At 55.7% G+C, this 19,030-nt stretch carries 14 protein-coding genes and 4 pseudogenes; 7 read left to right on the forward strand and 11 right to left on the reverse strand.

The features are described 5' to 3' along the window. Positions 1-9: 9 nt before the first annotated feature. Together OA238_RS28630 and OA238_RS04715 are read right to left on the reverse strand one after the other, a co-directional pair. Positions 10-546, reverse strand: a complete 537-nt coding sequence (locus tag OA238_RS28630) for a glycosyltransferase family 25 protein (protein ID WP_144055834.1) — start codon at positions 544-546, stop codon at positions 10-12. 83 nt (positions 547-629) lie between these two features. Then, a pseudogene (locus OA238_RS04715) lies at positions 630-1,145 on the reverse strand (IS30 family transposase); the annotation flags it as partial. A gap of 114 nt (positions 1,146-1,259) precedes the next feature. Here OA238_RS04715 and OA238_RS04725 point away from each other — a divergent pair. Then, a protein-coding gene (locus tag OA238_RS04725; protein WP_085982729.1) for an IS3 family transposase occupies positions 1,260-2,752 on the forward strand; the annotation gives its coding sequence in 2 pieces (ribosomal slippage) (positions 1,260-1,710 and positions 1,710-2,752; 1,494 coding nt in all). On the opposite strand, the gene OA238_RS04730 is transcribed toward OA238_RS04725, so the two are convergent. The 4 genes and pseudogenes from OA238_RS04730 to OA238_RS04750 form a co-directional block, all read right to left on the reverse strand. Then, a complete protein-coding gene (locus OA238_RS04730) occupies positions 2,715-3,497 on the reverse strand; it encodes a glycosyltransferase (protein WP_051076386.1) in 783 nt (260 codons plus the stop codon). The two genes, OA238_RS04725 and OA238_RS04730, sit on opposite strands and share 38 nt — an antisense overlap. A 123-nt stretch (positions 3,498-3,620) precedes the next feature. Further along, positions 3,621-4,688, reverse strand: a pseudogene (locus tag OA238_RS29715) (IS630 family transposase). 75 nt (positions 4,689-4,763) lie between these two features. Continuing rightward, positions 4,764-5,276, reverse strand: a complete 513-nt coding sequence (locus tag OA238_RS04745) for a glycosyltransferase family 25 protein (protein WP_015494302.1) — start codon at positions 5,274-5,276, stop codon at positions 4,764-4,766. A 435-nt stretch (positions 5,277-5,711) separates the two neighbouring features. After that, positions 5,712-6,383 (reverse strand): fused DSP-PTPase phosphatase/NAD kinase-like protein, encoded by a 672-nt coding sequence (locus tag OA238_RS04750; RefSeq protein ID WP_015494303.1) that lies wholly within the window; start codon positions 6,381-6,383, stop codon positions 5,712-5,714. 137 nt (positions 6,384-6,520) lie between these two features. On the opposite strand from OA238_RS04750, the gene OA238_RS04755 reads away from it, so the two are divergent. The 5 genes and pseudogenes from OA238_RS04755 to OA238_RS04775 all read left to right on the forward strand — a co-directional run bounded on the left by OA238_RS04755 (position 6,521) and on the right by OA238_RS04775 (position 11,675). Then, complete coding sequence (locus OA238_RS04755; RefSeq protein ID WP_044036308.1) at positions 6,521-7,426, forward strand: lysophospholipid acyltransferase family protein; 906 nt, start codon at positions 6,521-6,523, stop codon at positions 7,424-7,426. Positions 7,427-7,551: 125 nt separating this feature from the next. After that, the gene (locus tag OA238_RS04760) at positions 7,552-8,781 is read left to right on the forward strand and encodes a 3-deoxy-D-manno-octulosonic acid transferase (protein ID WP_015494305.1); all 1,230 of its coding nucleotides are present in this window, start codon (positions 7,552-7,554) and stop codon (positions 8,779-8,781) included. 572 nt (positions 8,782-9,353) lie between these two features. Next, the gene (locus OA238_RS33515; protein ID WP_051076388.1) at positions 9,354-9,575 is read left to right on the forward strand and encodes a DUF6444 domain-containing protein; all 222 of its coding nucleotides are present in this window, start codon (positions 9,354-9,356) and stop codon (positions 9,573-9,575) included. A gap of 18 nt (positions 9,576-9,593) precedes the next feature. Next, positions 9,594-10,769: pseudogene (gene tnpC / locus OA238_RS04770) on the forward strand (IS66 family transposase); the annotation flags it as partial. 222 nt (positions 10,770-10,991) lie between these two features. Further along, entirely contained in the window at positions 10,992-11,675 is a 684-nt protein-coding gene (locus tag OA238_RS04775; RefSeq protein WP_187293147.1) for a PDC sensor domain-containing protein, read from the forward strand. Positions 11,676-11,693: 18 nt separating this feature from the next. Here OA238_RS04775 and OA238_RS04780 read toward each other — a convergent pair. Then, positions 11,694-13,195, reverse strand: a protein-coding gene (locus tag OA238_RS04780) for an IS3 family transposase (RefSeq protein ID WP_085982730.1) whose coding sequence is annotated in 2 segments (ribosomal slippage) — positions 11,694-12,745 and positions 12,745-13,195 — 1,503 coding nt in all. Because the reading frame shifts where the segments join, the coding sequence is not laid out codon by codon here. Between the two features lie 59 nt (positions 13,196-13,254). Here OA238_RS04780 and OA238_RS04790 point away from each other — a divergent pair. Beyond that, positions 13,255-13,746: a transposase gene (locus OA238_RS04790; protein WP_245581442.1), complete on the forward strand. Its 492-nt coding sequence runs from the start codon at positions 13,255-13,257 to the stop codon at positions 13,744-13,746. 76 nt (positions 13,747-13,822) lie between these two features. On the opposite strand, the gene tnpC (OA238_RS04795) is transcribed toward OA238_RS04790, so the two are convergent. The 4 genes and pseudogenes from tnpC (OA238_RS04795) to OA238_RS33520 form a co-directional block, all read right to left on the reverse strand. Further along, on the reverse strand, positions 13,823-15,238 hold the full coding sequence (gene tnpC / locus OA238_RS04795) for an IS66 family transposase (RefSeq protein ID WP_015494296.1): 1,416 nt from the start codon (positions 15,236-15,238) through the stop codon (positions 13,823-13,825). Between the two features lie 344 nt (positions 15,239-15,582). After that, positions 15,583-17,619 (reverse strand): TRAP transporter permease, encoded by a 2,037-nt coding sequence (locus OA238_RS04800; RefSeq protein WP_015494309.1) that lies wholly within the window; start codon positions 17,617-17,619, stop codon positions 15,583-15,585. Between the two features lie 88 nt (positions 17,620-17,707). Continuing rightward, positions 17,708-18,712, reverse strand: coding sequence for a TAXI family TRAP transporter solute-binding subunit (locus OA238_RS04805; RefSeq protein ID WP_015494310.1), 1,005 nt, complete (start codon positions 18,710-18,712; stop codon positions 17,708-17,710). Between the two features lie 210 nt (positions 18,713-18,922). Then, a pseudogene (locus tag OA238_RS33520) lies at positions 18,923-19,024 on the reverse strand (carboxymuconolactone decarboxylase family protein); the annotation flags it as partial. Positions 19,025-19,030 lie beyond the last annotated feature (6 nt).

Raw genomic sequence — 19,030 nt, forward strand, 5'->3', positions numbered from 1 at the left:
CAATTAAAATCATGCGGCGTTGGGCGACGCCGACGTAGCGCAGGGATCGCACCGCCATGCGGACTTGGCTGAGAATACGACGCTGTCGAAAGCGGGCTTGTTGTTTTTCGGAAAACGCAGACATATCCGGTTTGGGCTGGCTAAGCGGCGCAGATGACACCTGAATGGGGGCAGGGAGGGGTGTGGTGATTTGCCGACGTATTTGGCGCGATTGCGGACCTCAAGATTGATATGGTCGATGCCAGTTCCAGTCTTAATGGTGGTCAGAAATTGTGGCGTTTGCGCCGACAGCAAAGCGTCGTCTTCAAAAACTAAACAAGGGTCATCTTCTGCGGCAATCAGTGCCCAAACGGATCGGTGTGACGCATACAACGCCTTTTCGATTTGGCGCATGGGCCGTTCCCACATCGCCCAGCTTAGATCGTCGCTCGGCGGTGACAGCGTGTCCGGCGTGATCGCGTCTACCCGTTCATAGATCAGCCCAAACCGCGAGAGTTGCGCATCTTGAAACGCCATTCGCGTCGTGGCCGTGGCGACATTGATCACGCGAATTTTCAATTTTTCGGTCCGTTTTCAAACAGGTCCAGATATTGATCCACAATGCCACGCTTGGAAAACAGAGCTTGGATTCAAACATCAAGTGCAACGGTTGATTTGAAGGCCGCGATTTCGTCGGCCATGGCTTCAGCGGGTGTTCTCCATCCGAGGGTTTTTCTCGGACGGTTGTTCATCAGGTTTGCAACGTCGTTCAGCCATGTTTGGCTTGCACCGTTCAGGTCAGTTCCTTTGGGCATGAACTGACGCAGCAGTCCGTTGGTGTTCTCGTTGCTGCCGCGCTGCCAGGGGGCGTGCGGATCGCAGAACCAGATATCTATTTTCAATCGCCGCGCCAATTCCGGATGGCAGGCCATTTCGGAGCCACGGTCATAGGTCATGCTCTTGCGCAAAGCAGCGGGTAGTCGTCTCATCTGGCGGGTGAAGCTGTCGAGCGCGGCCTCGGCCCCATTGCCGTCCATTTTGCAAAGAATGACAAAGCGTGTCTTGCGCTCGACCAAGGTCCCCACTGACGAGCGATTGAATGCGCCCTTGATGAGGTCGCCCTCCCAATGGCCTGGTACCAGTCGTGCTTCGATCTCTTCAGGGCGGTTGATAATGCGCAATGATTCCGGGACCATAGCACTGCCCGCCCCTCCGTGCCAATAAGCGTGAGGCAATTGACTGGCTAAAGTTTACACTTGAGGGCGTAGGAGAACGAACCCATGGTTATGCCTTCACAATCACCACTTTCGCCAGATGCTGGATCTGGAGCCGTTTTGGCCCCGACGTCGCCTCCCCGCGTTGTTAATGCGCCGTTGGCTCCCACAGCGGAACTGACGAGCATCCCGAAGCGACGCAACTTCACAGCCAAATACAAACTGCGCATTCTGGATGAGACGGACCAAGTGGCAGACACTGGCGGGGTTTCCGCCATTCTACGGCGGGAGGGGCTTTATTCCTCTGCACTGACCGATTGGCGCCGTGCGCGGGCGGCCGGCACATTGGGTGCATTGCAGCCAATGCGCCGTGGCCCACAAAAGGCACCTGCCAATCCATTGCAAGCTGAGCTGGCCAAGGCCAACCGTGAGGTGACAGCCTTGCGGCGCCGTCTGGATCAGGCGGAAGCCATCATTGCCATCCAAAAAAAAGTGGCGGGACTTCTGGACGAGATGGAGCAGACGCAAGAGCGCAGCGGCAAATCATGATGGCCGTCGCGATTGCATTGCCCACCGGCAGCGGCTTGACCTCGGCTGTCTGCGCCGCGCTATCATTATCGCGCGCGAGCGTTCTTCGACAGCGTGCGGCGCTGACGGCACCACCACGCACACGCCCACCGCGCGCAGCGTCTTCGCGGGCTCTGCCGGAAAGGGAAAGAGACCAGGTATTGCACCACCTGCGCGAACCCCGCTTTGCGGATCAGACGCCCACAGAGGTCTTTGCCACCTTGCTGGATGAAGGCACCTATCTGTGTTCAATCCGCACGATGTATCGGATATTGGCCGCGCAGGGCGAAGTTGGCGAACGCCGCCGACAGCGCACACATCCCGTCTATCAAAAGCCTGAACTTCTAGCTGAAGCCCCCAATCAGGTCTGGTCTTGGGACATCACCAAGCTGAGGGGCCCGGTGAAATGGTCCTACTTCTATCTCTATGTCATCCTCGACATCTTCAGCCGCCGCGTTGTTGGCTGGCGCGTCGAGCACGCGGAGAGCGCCAGCCAGTTCAAAGAGCTGTTCATCGACGCGATGGAAAAACACGAGGTTCCACGCGATCAGCTGACATTGCATGCAGATCGCGGTGGGCCCATGAAGGCAAAGACGACAGCCCTGATGCTGGTTGATCTTGGTGTGCTCAAGTCCCACAGTCGGCCCCACACCTCAAACGACAACCCGTTCTCCGAAGCCCACTTCAAAACACTGAAATATCAGCCAGAGTTCCCCAAGAACTTTGAAACCATCGAGCAGGCTCGCGCATTCTGCCGCAGGCTCTTTGCATGGTATAACCAAGACCATCATCACGCCGGGATTGGTCTGATGACGCCCGACCAAATCCATTTTGGGCAGGCCCAAGAAATCTACACCGCGCGACAAGCAACACTAGACGCGGCATTCCTCGCCACGCCCGAACGCTTCGTACACAAACCACCAAAACCGCCTCAAATCCCGACCGCCGTCTGGATCAACCCACCAAAACCAACCGAAGAAACCCAAGCCTAAAGTCCAAAAGCCACTGTCTCAAAGTCGTTGACACGTTCCGGGGCGCAGAGCCACCTTCGACCATTTTTGCGCCAAAAGCAGGATCGTCTTTGATTTTCTGCAGGCCTGCCACGAACGGGTCTAGGTCATCAATATCGGTCAGCACGCCGTTACGGCCATCGACTATGTACCATGACGGCCCCTCTGAACGGGTGGCGACGACCGGCACTTTGGCCTGCCAAGCTTCGAGCACCACATTGCCCAAAGGTTCGTGGCGCGATGTTATGCCAAAGACGTCGGAGGCCGCGATATAGTGGATTGGTTCATCGACCCAGCCGATAAATCGGGTGCGTTCTGCGATGCCTTCACTTTGCGCAAGGGCTTCCAGCGCATCGCGCTCTTTGCCCTCACCAATCAGCCAAAGATAGGCGTTTGGCACCCGTGCCGCCGCACGGATCAGAAAATCCATCCCCTTGCGGTTCACAAACCGCCCCGCGCTTGAGATCACAAATGCATCTTCGGGCGTGTCCAACGCACCGCGCGACACGGGCACAGGCGTCACTTGGCGCGCAAAGTTGGAAATGGTGCAAATTGGCTTGTCCCAGCCGAGGTCTTGGCTGTGTGTGGCGATGCCAGGCTGATTGCCGACCAGAACATCAAGGTTCTTAAAGTGGCGCAAATGTACGGGATAATCGCCGAGCCGCGTTAATTTCACGGGGCCGTCCATATTCGGGATTAGGCGGGAGGCACGCGGCATCCATGCCATCACCGCATCCGGCTGCCATGTCTTGATCAGCCGTTTGACGCGCCATTCCAGCAGGAAACTTGACAGCGAAAAATAGCGATAGTTGTTATACTCCCGCGCCTGAATTGACCTGAGGTTTTCCCCTCAAATCACTTTGTATTCCTTGAGCGATATGACGCGGAAGTTGTCGGTGACGGTGTCGCGGAACTCTGGCCATTTTTCTGGCAGGGTCTTGCGGAAGAAGTTGAAAATGGCCTCTGTGAATTGGTTGAACGTTGCATAGTGCCGATTGTGGGTGACCCATTTGTGCATAACACCCCAAAGACGCTCGATCGGGTTGAGGTGCGGGGCATATGCTGGCAAGAAATGCAACTTCACCCGACGTTCTGGGCTGTCCAGCCATGGCTGTAGTATCTTGGCATGATGATAGCGGGCATTGTCGACAAAGACGTGGATGGCCGTCTTGGTTTGGTTGTTGCGTTCCAACTTTTCCAGCATCTGTCGGGTTGTCTGGGCATTGATCTTCTCGCCTTCCACAAAGGTGAACTGGAAAGTCTCAAGGTCAAGCGCGCCCTGAATGTTGAGCCGCTTGCGCCCTGATGTCGCCTTCAGGGCCGTCTTTTGTCCCTTGGGGAACCAACCATGGGCGGGGCGGCTCTGGTGTTAGGGGTGGACAGCGTCCGAAAAGACAACCATCTCATCTGCGGCCAACCCGTTCATCAGGGCCTCATATTTGGCAATAAACGCAGCCTGCTTGGCTTCATCGGCCTGTGCAGGCAGCAATTGTGGTTTCTTATACGCGAACCCCAGGCGGCGCATCAGCTTGGCGGCTCCCGACGTGCTGTAGTTTTGGTCGCACTCGGCTAGAACATAGGCACAGACCTCATCGGCATTGCGGGCAGGCTGCGCGGTGAAATGGGCTCTCACCGCCTGCTCTTGCACGACGGACAAATGACCCTGACGCTGGCTGTAGTCCTTCAGACCGAAAAACGATAGTCCCGCACCGGCAAAGGCAAATCGCCACTCCGTCAAAACTGTCGGGCCAATATCCAAAATCCGGCAAACCGTTCCGGCGTCTTCTCCTGCGTCCAAAAGAAGAAACGCGCGCGCCCGTTTCCAAACAAGGGCGTCAACTTTGCGGCGGCGGCAAAGCGCTTCAAGTGCTATGCGCTGCTCGTCGGATAAGGAGACTGTTTTGTATTGCTTGCTCATAAACTCAAAATACAGACTGAACCGCCTTTGGCCATGCGACGAAGTGAATCGCAGGCCCAAAATCGTCAGGTCAATTCAGGCGCAGGAGTATAGCAGCTTTTGCGCCGCCTGCTTGGTCATCCCATAGCCGATCAAGCACGTGGGCACGCGGTACGGAACGACGAGACGTTTGGTTCCGTGTGTCGTCTCAAAGACCGCCTTAGGCGATTGATCAAAGGAGAACAGCTTGACCATATCCCAATCGCTTTGCGCGACGTTCAGGTCGGCAAGCGTAGCCCCCGACGTATCATCCGCCAGAAAGTCATCCTCAAAGACGAATCCGCCCGCAGCGTCGCCGTTGGCAATGCGTGTCCAAGCGGCGATGTGGCTAAGGTAGCAGCCAATCTCGGACGCGACCAAGGGTGCTTTGGCATGGGTCTTATTGGCTGCGACATCATAGTTTTGTGCGATTTGGCTAGGGGTTAGCGCCCACCCGTTGACGGCATTGATACGCTCAAACGGGATAGCCTGTGCCATAAACTGCGCCGTTGAATTGTCCGGCCGCGCGGTATTGTCCGCCAGATTGATCGGGTAGCTTGGCCACATCATCGAGCACACCGATAGGTCCTGTGTTGCTGCTTTGCTGGCGTAAATACTTGGGGGGTGAGACCCTCAATCACGTCATGCTTAACCAGATCAAACTCAAATTGATCATAGGTCCCCCTGAACCATGCCGAGCGGGCGGACTTTGGCGCGTCCCGGCCCCCCGTACGCACCTTACTGCAATGCAACTTCAGAATTATCGTGTCGCAACTGCGATGCCGGAGTGCCTTTAAATGTCTGAGAAGTTCCAAAACCTATGTTTTCCCAACTGCAGAAATATACCATTCCGGAAACACAAAGCTAATGCGCGCTCTCGGGTTGCAATCACAGGTGGTCTGTTTGCTAAACACGAGGGCGGCAATTCCAAGCACCCGCCTTATGCCCCGAAGCCGCCAAGTGGGCTCTTGGGGGAAATGGTCAGTAAAAGGAAAGGGCGGCATGCTATCGACCATATGCTTCGAACTTTGCCTGTAATTTGGCGGCGTCATAATCGTGTTCCAGCCAGTCTTCGAAATCTGAATAGGACGACGCCGCGAAATCATCCAGCAGCAAGTCCAAAACTCCGGCTTTGGTCCAACTCAGATGGACATAGCGCCACGACAACATTTTGCGGGCTTGGGCGAGTGGCTGTTTTTCGATCACCAAAAGGTAAATAACGCTGGCAAGGCCGGTGCGGTCGGCCCCGGATTTACAGTGGAACAAAACTGGTTTTTCAACTCTGCGAAACAGATCAATCAGGGTCTGTAAGTCGTGGCGATTTGGCGCGTGTTGCGATCTTAACGCCAACGTTTCGAGGCGAAGTCCGAGCCGCGTGCAGGCTTCGTGTTCCAACAACGCCCAAGGTGTGGTGCGGTTGCCACGCAAGGTTATGATGGTGTGAGTGCCCTGTTGAGCAAGTGCCGTAAGCCTTGCGGCAGTCGGATGGTTTGAGCGCCAGACACCTGGCGCAATTTCAAACATATTGGTCCAGTACCGTCGCAAGATCCCGTGATCAAACCAGCGTTCATAAATCACCGCGCGGCGTCGGTTCTCGGGTGTGGACAGGTCCGTGCAAAAGGATGCTTTGGTCGCGTCAAAGCGATCTTTTAACCGACTGCTCAATCTGCCCAACATGGTGCCCCGTGATCCGCTAATTCTCTGTAACGACATAATGAACAGGGCTGGCGAAGACAATAATGCCTTTTCGCCGCGCGTGGCTGCGCGTACACATCGATCGTTAGGTAGAATAAGTCTTCGCATTGTGAAGGCGAGTGATCGAGGTAGGACCCCTGAAAGACCGCATTCAATACGTTTTTGTAACGGCCTTATTGGCGGCGTTGGGGGTTTTGCCACATCGGTGGCGGGTGCCGTTGGCGGGGTGGTTCGCGACGTGGATTTTGGCACCTATATTAGGGTGGCGGCGCAGGATTGGGGGTAACCTCGACCATGCGATGCCGGACCTGCCCGCGGCCAAACGACGTGAACTTTTGCGCACTGTGCCCGATAATTTGGGCCGCTTGTTCATGGAGCTCTTTTCACCAAAAGACATGCAAAGCATCGTTGCGAATACGCCGTTTACCGGCGCGGGAGCAGAGGCTTTGAAGGCCGCGATGGCTGACGGAAAGGCCGTGATTTGTGTGTCGGGGCATTTCGGAAACTACGATGTGTTCCGGTCTGCGGCGATCCAACACGGCGGCGATGTTGCCGGTTTGTTTCGCCCGCTCAATAATAAACTGATACATGCGCGCTACATCGCCGCCATTTCGGCCGTTGGCGGCAAGCTGTTTTCGCGGGGTCGTCAGGGGTTTGCGGGGATGATCCGGCATCTACAGGGCGGCGGGTTGATGGCTTTGTTGATTGATCAACATATGAACCGCGGTGAGCGACTGACATTCTTTGATCAACCGGCCTTCACGGCGATTTCGGCAGGGCAGATGGCGCTAAAATACGAGGCTTTGTTGTTTCCGGTCTATGGGATCCGTCAACCTGACGGCCTGAGCTATGTCATTGAGGTTGAAGCGCAGGTTCCTGCAAGCGACGCTGTGACAATGACCCAAGCGCTGAATGACAGTCTTGAGGCGCAGGTGCGTGCGCATCCAGAACAATGGCTTTGGACGCATCGGCGTTGGAAAGATCGCACCAAAGCCACGGGGTCACCAAAAGCGAAAACCAAGTAAAGCTGGCGATTGTGACGCCGCCAGCACGCGACTGCCAGCATGGTGCGGTTGACTGAAATTAACCGTCTGCTTACGTATCACCGAGTAAACGCTGGCGAGGTAACCTGATTTCCTTACTTCATTCCATGTATTTGGCACTAAGCCATGTGACAGCACCGGTGTTTTCGCGCATCCAGCGCAAAGCGTTGAAAGTTGGCAAAGAAGACCCCGCGCGCATGGCTGAGCGTTGGGGGCGCGCAGATCGGCCCAGACCAGACGGGCCGCTGGTGTGGTTTCACGCGGCGAGTGTTGGTGAAACGCAATCGATCCTGCCGCTGGTCTCAGTCCTTCTTGAGGCGCGCAAAGACGTCACAGTGCTGATCACATCGACCACCCGCACGTCTGCCGCGCTGCTTGCCGATACGCTACCGCCAAGGGTCGTTCATCAAATGGTGCCCTATGATACAGTCAAGGCCAGCCGTGCGTTTTTGCAACACTGGCAGCCCGACGTCGCGATCTGGATTGAGAGCGAATTGTGGCCAAGGATGCTGCGAGAGGCCGGCGCGCGCGCCATTCCGAGGCTGTACCTGAATGCCCGCGTGTCGCGTCGAACCGCCCGTCGCTGGGCGCGGTTTTCGGGTTCGGCGCGCGCTGTCTTGTCGAACTTCGATATGATTAATGTTCAGGAAGCGGCCACGTTTGACGCGCTGTCCGCAATTGGTGTGTCAGGTTCGAAGGTCGTGTTGACGGGGTCCCTCAAGAAAGATCGCGCACCGCTGGACTGTGACGAAAAAGAACTGACCCGTCTGCGTGCGACGATTGGCGACAGACCTGTGTGGTGCGCGGCATCGACCCATTCGGGCGAGGAAAACATTGTGCTCGCCGCACATCAATCGCATGCAGGCCTATTGATCCTTGTGCCTAGACATCCCGATCGGGCTGGTGCGATTGCGGACCTTTGTTTGTCTGCGGGTTTCATGACAGCGCGGCGCAGTTCTGGCGATAAGATTGCGCCGGATACGCGGGTCTATATCGCCGACACGATGGGCGAACTTGGGCTTTGGTACCGGCTGGCGTCGGTTTCGTTTGTCGGCGGATCGTTGGCGCCAGTCGGGGGGCACAATCCATACGAGGCGGCGCAATTGGGATCTGCAATTCTGCATGGTTCAAACGTGGCTAATTTTGCCAGTATCTACGACGATCTGGATCAAGTGGGCGGCGCGAAAACGGTGAACGATGCAATGACACTCGGCGATGCAGTGAACCTACACGACGCCGCGCACAAGGACATGGCCGTAGCCGCGACCACAGTGCTGAACGACGGAGCCGGTGCGACGGACGCGGCATTGAAGGTGATCCTTCAATACCTAAATTGACGGTAGGCATATTCAGTTCGACCTTCGAACTGGACCAACACCGGTAATCCCGCCGCAGTGGTTAAAGCAGCAAGCCAAAGGCGGTTGATGGTGCGTTACTCGCAGCGGAAAGGTGTCTGTTAACACACACAATGTGATGGATTGGCGTCAATCGTGATCGGGTTCAATTCGGCGCCTTGCAGTATCTTTTGATAATAATGGACTATCCAAAGTGATGCTTAGCGGGCGTCGAAGCTATCTTTCGTAGGGGTCCGCAATGCAGCCAATTTATGGCCGTATAACATTCGGGTAGCACCGCTAAAGGTGCTTTTATGTGTCGTCAGTGAAGAGCCCAACTCTCGGTGGGGCAGTTAATACTGACTTGAGCGACTGGAACGCAAAATGACGTATTCTGACTTTGCCTCCAATATTGTGAGGAAAAAATCTAAAACTTTAGTAACTCCCAAGCACCCCAGCCGATAACGGGTTTTTGTCAGTTTTGATGTGAGTCTCCTTGGTTATTAGGCGCATGAATTTTCTGTTGTGGTCTGAATTTCGTGGCGCTGTGACGATTTCTCTGAATCATTGGTGGAATGGACCAAGTTACTGCTCTTGAACAACTCCTCGCCACGGCTCTGCGCAGGATCGCCGAGTTGGAAGCCGCGTTGGCGAGCATGGCGCAAGAGAATGCGGATCTGCGGCGTCAGTTGACCAAGAACAGCAGTAATAGCAGCAAGCCGCCTTCGAGTGATGGGTTGAAGAAGCCGGTACCGCGTAGCCTGCGTGGTAAGTCCGGTAAGAAAAGTGGTGGTTAAGTTAGCCACCGAGGCGACACCCTACGTCAGACAGCAACGCCTGACTTTGTGGAGCGACATGAGGCTGAGGCCTGTGGCACCTGTCAGCATGGCTTGACGGCTGGGATGATCAAGGCGGTGGAGAGGCGTCAGGTTTATGACATACCGGTGCCGCGTCTGGAGGTCACAGAGCATCAGGCAGCGATTTATTGTTGTGGCCATTGCCGAGCCACGACGACAGCCACCTTTCCCGATGGCGTGAATGCACACGTGCAATACGGTAAGCGCATTCGGGCGGCGGCGGTCTACTGCAATGTTCAGCAGCTGATCCCCGAGGATCGGGTCTGCCAACTCCTGCGTGATTTGTTTGGTGCCACCAGCCTATGCGCGGCCAGCGTGACCAACTGGGTGAACGGCACAGCGCGTACCTTGGGTGGCGTCGTCGAACACATTCTGGCCCGGCTCAATGAAGGCGGCGTTCGGCATCTGGATGAGACCGGACTTCGTGTTGATGGTAAGCTGCACTGGCTGCACTCAATCAGCGATCTCGCCTTCACGCATTATCGCATCAGCGCCAAGCGCGGTGCTGTTCCATCCTTCCTGACCGGCGGGACAATTGTTCATGACCACTGGAAGTCCTATTACGCCCATATGAGTGGGGTGGACGCGCACGCCCTGTGCGGGGCGCATCATTTACGGGAACTCAAGGCCATCGAAGAAATCGAAAAGGAGCCGTGGGCGTGCGCGATGAGCGTGCTGCTCAACAGCGCCAATCAGCTCAAGTGCGCGGCTCAGGGGCGAGGCGAGACCGAACTCCCCACGTCGGTTCACCACGACATCCTCACCAAATACATGGCGATCCTCACCGAGGGCCTCGCCTTCCATGAGCGACAAGACCCACTGGCTAGACGCACTGGTGCGCGAGGCCGAAAAGCCAGGCGGCCAGGCCATAACCTTCTGGTCCGCTTGCGCGACTACCGTGATGACGTCCTAAGGTTCCTTACGGACTTCACAGTTCCCTTCACCAACAATCAGGCCGAACGGGACCTGCGCATGATGAAGTTGCGCATGAAAATCTCGGGAACTTTCCGCACCCTCGAGGGCGCGCAGGTCTTCGCTGACATCAGATCCGTCATCTCGACGGTCAGAAAACACGGGGGCAATATCCTCGAAACACTCACCCTATCACCACAACAGATCATCGCGCGGCTCTAACGTCGCAAGGGCAACACAAAACCTGATATCCGATGGGGTCCTTGGGAGTTACGAAAATTCTAAGGAAGAAGCTCAGAAGATTGAAAAATGTGTTTTTTGAACCTTCGTGCTATGATCTTTTGAATGATGCTTTTTGTAGCGGCGGTGCCAACCGCCATTTTTTATAGTTGGGTAAGTCGGACCTCTTTAGCAAACGAAATCAGTCAGGTAGACGAGAGCCACTTGATCATCGCCAAGAACCTCTCTTTGGCGCTTTCACGGTATTCTCAGGATGCGATTGCGGTCTTTGATTTCGTGGTTTCCCACAGCCGGGAAAGCACATCCAGCTACCCCAAGCTTCTACCTATGTTCGATATCCGTGAGGTGATGCTGCTTGATGCGGACAATCAACTGATCTTACAGGTAACTGGTGGTGATGAGCACACCGACGTAACGCTGGACCCAGACATTATTGCCGAACTGCGTCTGCTGACCGCAGCCAAACCGGGCGAGATTGTGGTATCGGGACTTCGCCAATATGACGGGGCACCACATTTCTTTATCGCGCAGCTGCTAGCGGACGGGACAGTCGCACTAGCTCCGTGGAGTACACGTTATGTAATTGAGCTTCAGCAATCCATTGCCTTCGGCGAACTTGGCCATTCAATGATGGTCGATCACCAAGGCCTAGTTGTGGCTCACCCTAACCCCGAATGGCAACGGGTCAGCAAAGATGCTTCGGGACTGTCCGTCGTTCAAGCGATGCTGGACGGCAGGACTGGAGTGATGCAGTTCTATTCGCCGCCCATGGATGCAGACATGATCGCAGGCTATACATATGTGCCGACAACTGGTTGGGGTGTAATGGTTCCGCAGCCGATCAGAGAGCTAGAGGCCAACGTGGACAGAACGTGTCAACGACTTTGAGACAGTGGCTTTTGGACTTTAGGCTTGGGTTTCTTCGGTTGGTTTTGGTGGGTTGATCCAGACGGCGGTCGGGATTTGAGGCGGTTTTGGTGGTTTTGGTGGTTTGTGTACGAAGCGTTCGGGCGTGGCGAGGAATGCCGCGTCTAGTGTTGCTTGTCGCGCGGTGTAGATTTCTTGGGCCTGCCCAAAATGGATTTGGTCGGGCGTCATCAGACCAATCCCGGCGTGATGATGGTCTTGGTTATACCATGCAAAGAACCTGCGGCAGAATGCGCGAGCCTGCTCGATGGTTTCAAAGTTCTTGGGGAACTCTGGCTGATATTTCAGTGTTTTGAAGTGGGCTTCGGAGAACGGGTTGTCGTTTGAGGTGTGGGGCCGACTGTGGGACTTGAGCACACCAAGATCAACCAGCATCAGGGCTGTCGTCTTTGCCTTCATGGGCCCACCGCGATCTGCATGCAATGTCAGCTGATCGCGTGGAACCTCGTGTTTTTCCATCGCGTCGATGAACAGCTCTTTGAACTGGCTGGCGCTCTCCGCGTGCTCGACGCGCCAGCCAACAACGCGGCGGCTGAAGATGTCGAGGATGACATAGAGATAGAAGTAGGACCATTTCACCGGGCCCCTCAGCTTGGTGACGTCCCAAGACCAGACCTGATTGGGGGCTTCAGCTAGAAGTTCAGGCTTTTGATAGACGGGATGTGTGCTCTGTCGGCGGCGTTCGCCAACTTCGCCCTGCGCGGCCAATATCCGATACATCGTGCGGATTGAACACAGATAGGTGCCTTCATCCAGCAAGGTGGCAAAGACCTCTGTGGGCGTCTGATCCGCAAAGCGGGGTTCGCGCAGGTGGTGCAATACCTGGTCTCTTTCCCTTTCCGGCAGAGCCCGCGAAGACGCTGCGCGCGGTGGGCGTGTGCGTGGTGGTGCCGTCAGCGCCGCACGCTGTCGAAGAACGCTCGCGCGCGATAATGATAGCGCGGCGCAGACAGCCGAGGTCAAGCCGCTGCCGGTGGGCAATGCAATCGCGACGGCCATCATGATTTGCCGCTGCGCTCTTGCGTCTGCTCCATCTCGTCCAGAAGTCCCGCCACTTTTTTTTGGATGGCAATGATGGCTTCCGCCTGATCCAGACGGCGCCGCAAGGCTGTCACCTCACGGTTGGCCTTGGCCAGCTCAGCTTGCAATGGATTGGCAGGTGCCTTTTGTGGGCCACGGCGCATTGGCTGCAATGCACCCAATGTGCCGGCCGCCCGCGCACGGCGCCAATCGGTCAGTGCAGAGGAATAAAGCCCCTCCCGCCGTAGAATGGCGGAAACCCCGCCAGTGTCTGCCACTTGGTCCGTCTCATCCAGAATGCGCAGTTTGTATTTGGCTGTGAAGTTGCGTCGCTTCGGGATGCTCGTCAGTTCCGCTGTGGGAGCCAACGGCGCATTAACAACGCGGGGAGGCGACGTCGGGGCCAAAACGGCTCCAGATCCAGCATCTGGCGAAAGTGGTGATTGTGAAGGCATAACCATGGGTTCGTTCTCCTACGCCCTCAAGTGTAAACTTTAGCCAGTCAATTGTCTCACGCTTATTGGCACGGAGGGACAGTCGCGGTAATATAAAGTCCACCTACGGCTACTCGGTCCACACTGGCGTCGACGAAGATGGCTTCATCCACCGCCAAACGGTCACACCAGGCAATGCCCATGACAGTACCGAACGGGACACGCTATTGCTGGGCGACGAGGCAGCGCTTTACGCGGATGCCGCCTATTCTTCGCAAGCCACACGCGAAAAATTGGCGCAGTTTGGTATTGATGATCAAGTGCAGCGCAAGGGTTATTGGGGCCACCCTTTGTCCAAAGCGGATTTGGTCCGCAACAAAGAGATTGCCGTGATCCGCTCCGGCGGCGAGCGCCCCTTTGCCACCTATAAATCCCGCTATGGATTAGCTCGAACGCGACTGATGGGGCTGGCTAAAAACCTGACCCTGTTCGGCCTGGCAGCCATCGCCCATAATATCGCGAAGGGGGCAAAGTTCTTGGCGCTCTACGGCCTGCCAGACCCGGAACCCACTGGATAAGTGGGACCAAAATCAAAAAATAACGTAACTCCCAAGGACCCCATCGGATATCGGGTTTTGTGTTGCCCTTGCGACGTTAGAGCCGCGCGATGATCTGTTGTGGTGATAGGGTGAGTGTTTCGAGGATATTGCCCCCGTGTTTTCTGACCGTCGAGATGACGGATCTGATGTCAGCGAAGACCTGCGCGCCCTCGAGGGTGCGGAAAGTTCCCGAGATTTTCATGCGCAACTTCATCATGCGCAGGTCCCGTTCGGCCTGATTGTTGGTGAAGGGAACTGTGAAGTCCGTAAGGAACCTTAGGACGTCATCACGGTAGTCGCGCAAGCGGACCAGAAGGTTATGGCCTGGCCGCCTGGCTTTTCGGCCTCGCGCACCAGTGCGTCTAGCCAGTGGGTCTTGTCGCTCATGGAAGGCGAGGCCCTCGGTGAGGATCGCCATGTATTTGGTGAGGATGTCGTGGTGAACCGACGTGGGGAGTTCGGTCTCGCCTCGCCCCTGAGCCGCGCACTTGAGCTGATTGGCGCTGTTGAGCAGCACGCTCATCGCGCACGCCCACGGCTCCTTTTCGATTTCTTCGATGGCCTTGAGTTCCCGTAAATGATGCGCCCCGCACAGGGCGTGCGCGTCCACCCCACTCATATGGGCGTAATAGGACTTCCAGTGGTCATGAACAATTGTCCCGCCGGTCAGGAAGGATGGAACAGCACCGCGCTTGGCGCTGATGCGATAATGCGTGAAGGCGAGATCGCTGATTGAGTGCAGCCAGTGCAGCTTACCATCAACACGAAGTCCGGTCTCATCCAGATGCCGAACGCCGCCTTCATTGAGCCGGGCCAGAATGTGTTCGACGACGCCACCCAAGGTACGCGCTGTGCCGTTCACCCAGTTGGTCACGCTGGCCGCGCATAGGCTGGTGGCACCAAACAAATCACGCAGGAGTTGGCAGACCCGATCCTCGGGGATCAGCTGCTGAACATTGCAGTAGACCGCCGCCGCCCGAATGCGCTTACCGTATTGCACGTGTGCATTCACGCCATCGGGAAAGGTGGCTGTCGTCGTGGCTCGGCAATGGCCACAACAATAAATCGCTGCCTGATGCTCTGTGACCTCCAGACGCGGCACCGGTATGTCATAAACCTGACGCCTCTCCACCGCCTTGATCATCCCAGCCGTCAAGCCATGCTGACAGGTGCCACAGGCCTCAGCCTCATGTCGCTCCACAAAGTCAGGCGTTGCTGTCTGACGTAGGGTGTCGCCTCGGTGGCCAACTTGGCCACCACTTTTCTTACCGGACTTACCACGCAGGCTACGCGGTACCGGCTTCTTCAACCCATCACTCGAAGGCGGCTTGCTGCTATTACTGCTGTTCTTGGCCAACTGACGCCGCAGATCCGCATTCTCTTGCGCCATGCTCGCCAACGCGGCTTCCAACTCGGCGATCCTGCGCAGAGCCGTGGCGAGGAGTTGTTCAAGAGCAGTAACTTGGTCCATTCCACCAATGATTCAGAGAAATCGTCACAGCGCCACGAAATTCAGACCACAACAGAAAATTCATGCGCCTAATGGCCAAGGAGACTCACATCAAAACTGACAAAAACCCGTTATCGGCTGGGGTGCTTGGGAGTTACAATAAAAGGCCATTGTCCTTCTCCTTTGTGGCTGCTTCATTGAGGCCAGTATATTGTACCTCGTTTGCCCAAGGAGAGCGGCATCCACAGACACACCATGTCATTCGCTACGATTTATTAAACCTCATGGTGAAATTGAATTGGTTAAGTGTTCGCCTTGCTGAGGAAAAAATTCAGATTTTGGTGAAGTTAGATGTCCGGTATGCTTCATTTTGCCTTTGCCCAACGCAACTGCAGAATAACAATTGGTAGCATCAAAATGAGGCCAGCCGCCATGGTCGCCAAGCCTGGCGCGATGAACAAGAATGACACCAGCGCTACCCACCATCTTTCCCATTTTTTCAACGGAGCGAATAGGTAGCCCGAGAACGACACACCAAGTGATGCAATTCCGAGCATAGCGCCAAGCAGAGTCACCGTGAACAGCCACCACGTAAATCCGTCCGCGACCAGTAATAAGGCTGGCGAATAGACGAATACGAACGGCACAAGCGCTTTCGCGATGCCAAGCCGGAACGCTGTGTTGCCTGTCTTAAAAGGGTTTGACCCTGCAATCCCTGCCGCTGCGTAGGCCGCAAGCGCTACGGGAGGCGTGATATCCGCCAACACGCCGTAATAGAAGACAAAGAAGTGCGCGACGAGCGGTTCCACTTGTAACTGCGCCAACGCAGGGGCGGCAACGGCCACAAGGATTATATAAGTGGCTGTCGTCGGGATGCCCGCGCCCATAATGATGCAAGAAATCGCGATCAGAACCAACGACGTGAACAGCGTCCACTGACCCACAGTAAAGTAACCCAGCACAGGCAGCGTGCTAAAGAACGTGCCGATGTCCGTCGCGGTTTGGACGACAACGTAGCCAAGACGAAATCCGACGCCAGTCAGGGTCACAACCCCCACAACAACGCCAACGGTTGCCGCAGCTGCACCAACGGCCAGCGTGTTCTTGGCACCCACCGCCAGAGAGGTCCACAGGTCTCGAATTGTCAGGCGGTGGGTGGGGTTCAAAAAGCCAACGACGACACAGGCGATGATCCCGTAAACGGCGGCGAAATCAGGCGTGCGCCCCGACAGAATAAAATAAACAAGGATGATCAACGGTATAAGGCTGAGCCAATGATCGCGCAGTACAACGCCCAGTTTGGGCAATTCTTCGGCGCGAAGGCCGCGCAACCCCAACTTTTTCGCCTCAAGATGAACCATAATGAAAATACCGAAATAGTGCAGCAAGGCCGGAAACAGCGCCGCGGTCAATACATCACGCAGTGGGATTTCCAGGTATTCGACCATGATAAAGGCCGCAGCACCCAAGATTGGTGGTGTGATCTGCCCGCCGGTTGACGACGTTGCCTCAACGGCGGCTGCAAAGTGCGCAGGATATCCGACCTTCTTCATTGCCGGAATTGTTAGTGCGCCCGTTGTCACAGTGTTGGCGATAGAAGAGCCTGAAATCGTGCCCATAAACGCACTGGAAAAAATTGCGACTTTCGCAGGTCCACCAGAATAACGCCCTGCAATCACCAATGCGATGTCGATGAACAATTGCCCAAGACCGATGCGCGTTGCCAGAACGCCGAATAGGATAAACAGGAACACATACTTGGCCATCACGCCGATCGCGATGCCGTAGATCCCCTGGTTGGTCATATAAAGATGGTTGATAATTCCGAGCCATGATGACCCGCCATGTTTCAGCGCACCTGGCATCCATGGTCCAAAATAAGCAAATCCGATGAATAGCAGGCCAATAATCGGCAGGGTCGGGCCAATGCTGCGCCGCGTTGCCTCAAGCGTTAGGATCAACAGGCAGGAGCCCATAAAAATATCCGAGGGCGACGGATTGCCGACCCTTTGGGCCAATGCTTCGGGGGGTAAAAGCGGCAGATACATCGCCGCGGCTACCGCCAGTATCGCCAGCGCCACATCAATCAGCGGCACACCGTCAAACCGATACCAAGCCTTGGGCGCAACTTCATTGCCGGATTTACGCAGACCGAACAGCAAAAAGACTAAACCAAGGACGAATGACAAATGGATCCCACGGTGGACAAGTTCGCGGATCAGGCCGAAGCCGGATGCGTAAAAATGATAAACCGACATCGAGACCAGTATAGCGGCGATCAAAAAGCCAAGGTTCTTGCCTGTGGGGCGAAACGCCGTTTCAGGGTCAAACTCCCGTTCAATCTCGGCCAGCTGTTCTGGGGTCATCGCAGGTGTCGTGTCAGCTTGAAGATCAGCGGCCATGGCTAGAATTCCGTTTATAGCGTGTCTTGAAAAGAAAAATCCCGGGCACGAATGCGCCCGGGGGCTGTGTTGTTAAATTAGCTACCGATTACTCGACCAGGCCTGCTTCGCGGTAAAAACGCTCAGCACCGGGGTGCAAAGGAACGCCGACCCCGCTCAGGGCCGTTTCTATTGTGATCGTGCTGCCTTTGGCGTGACCAACGTCAAGCAATGTGCGGGTTTCGTCATTCCACAAAGCGGTTGTGATATTGTAGATCAGTTCTTCGTCCTCGTTCGCGGACGTGTACCACTGTGCGCCAACGGCGACCGTGGTGACTGCATCAACGCCTTCATACGTGTTCGCAGGAATGTCTGAGGACGCAAAGAAACCGTAGGCGTCGGTTAGCGCATCCGCACCGGCACCGTCGATTGGCACCAGCTTGATGTCAGCTGCAGACGCCAGTTCAACCAAAGTACCGGTCGGGTAACCGGCAACCACAAAGAATGCATCGATGCGACCGTTACGCAGGGCATCCGCCGCTGCGCCACCTTTGAGGGCCTCGGCTGACAAATCATCAGTTGACAGACCATTTGCCTCAAGGATCAAGTTCGCGTCGACATAGGTACCTGAACCGGGCTCATCCAAGGACACGCGCTTACCAGCAAGGTCAGCCACGGAATTGATGCCACTGTCAGCCAATGCCACGAGGTGAATGTGCTCTTCGAATAAGGCGCCAATTGTACGTAGCTCAGTCGCGGGTTCACTGCCTTCCATGGTGCCGGTGCCAGTATACGCCCAGTATGCTACATCCGATTGTGCGAAACCGGAGTTGCGCAAGCCAGAGGTAATCGCATTCAAGTTGTCGACAGAACCACGCGATGAGACAGCAGATGCGATCAACCCGTCAACACCACAAGAACCGCCTTCACCACACTCACGTGAGCCAGGTGGTTTGGAAATGGCGTTCGCAATGACGCCGCCAACTGGATAATATGTGTAGGCCGTGCCGCCCGTGCCGATTGTAAAGAATGTCAGCTCTTGTGCGGCAGCGGAACCCACCATGCCGAGAGCCAGAGCTGCACCAATCGCAGCCGTTTTAATCGTATGGATCATTTGATCCTCCCTGAGTTATTTGGCCCTATTTCACCCTTGAGATAAGGCCATTTCCATTTCGTATGGGGCGAGGTCACTTTCAACGCGTTGAAGTCACGTAAAAATATGTGATTCCCAAGCCCACACTGCCCCACTTCCGTACTGCAGTCCAATGCTGTCTAATTTTGCTTGACGGGTGACGCGCAATCATAAGTCCTCGACCATTTACCTCTAAACGATATCCTCGAGGACTTTGCGTGCGACCCTGAAGCACTCAAGTGCCTGCGGGACGCCACAATAAATGCCTATGACGTGGATGATTGCACGGATTTCGGCTCT

It is taken from the genome of Octadecabacter arcticus 238 (assembly GCF_000155735.2).
Lineage (GTDB): Bacteria > Pseudomonadota > Alphaproteobacteria > Rhodobacterales > Rhodobacteraceae > Octadecabacter > Octadecabacter arcticus.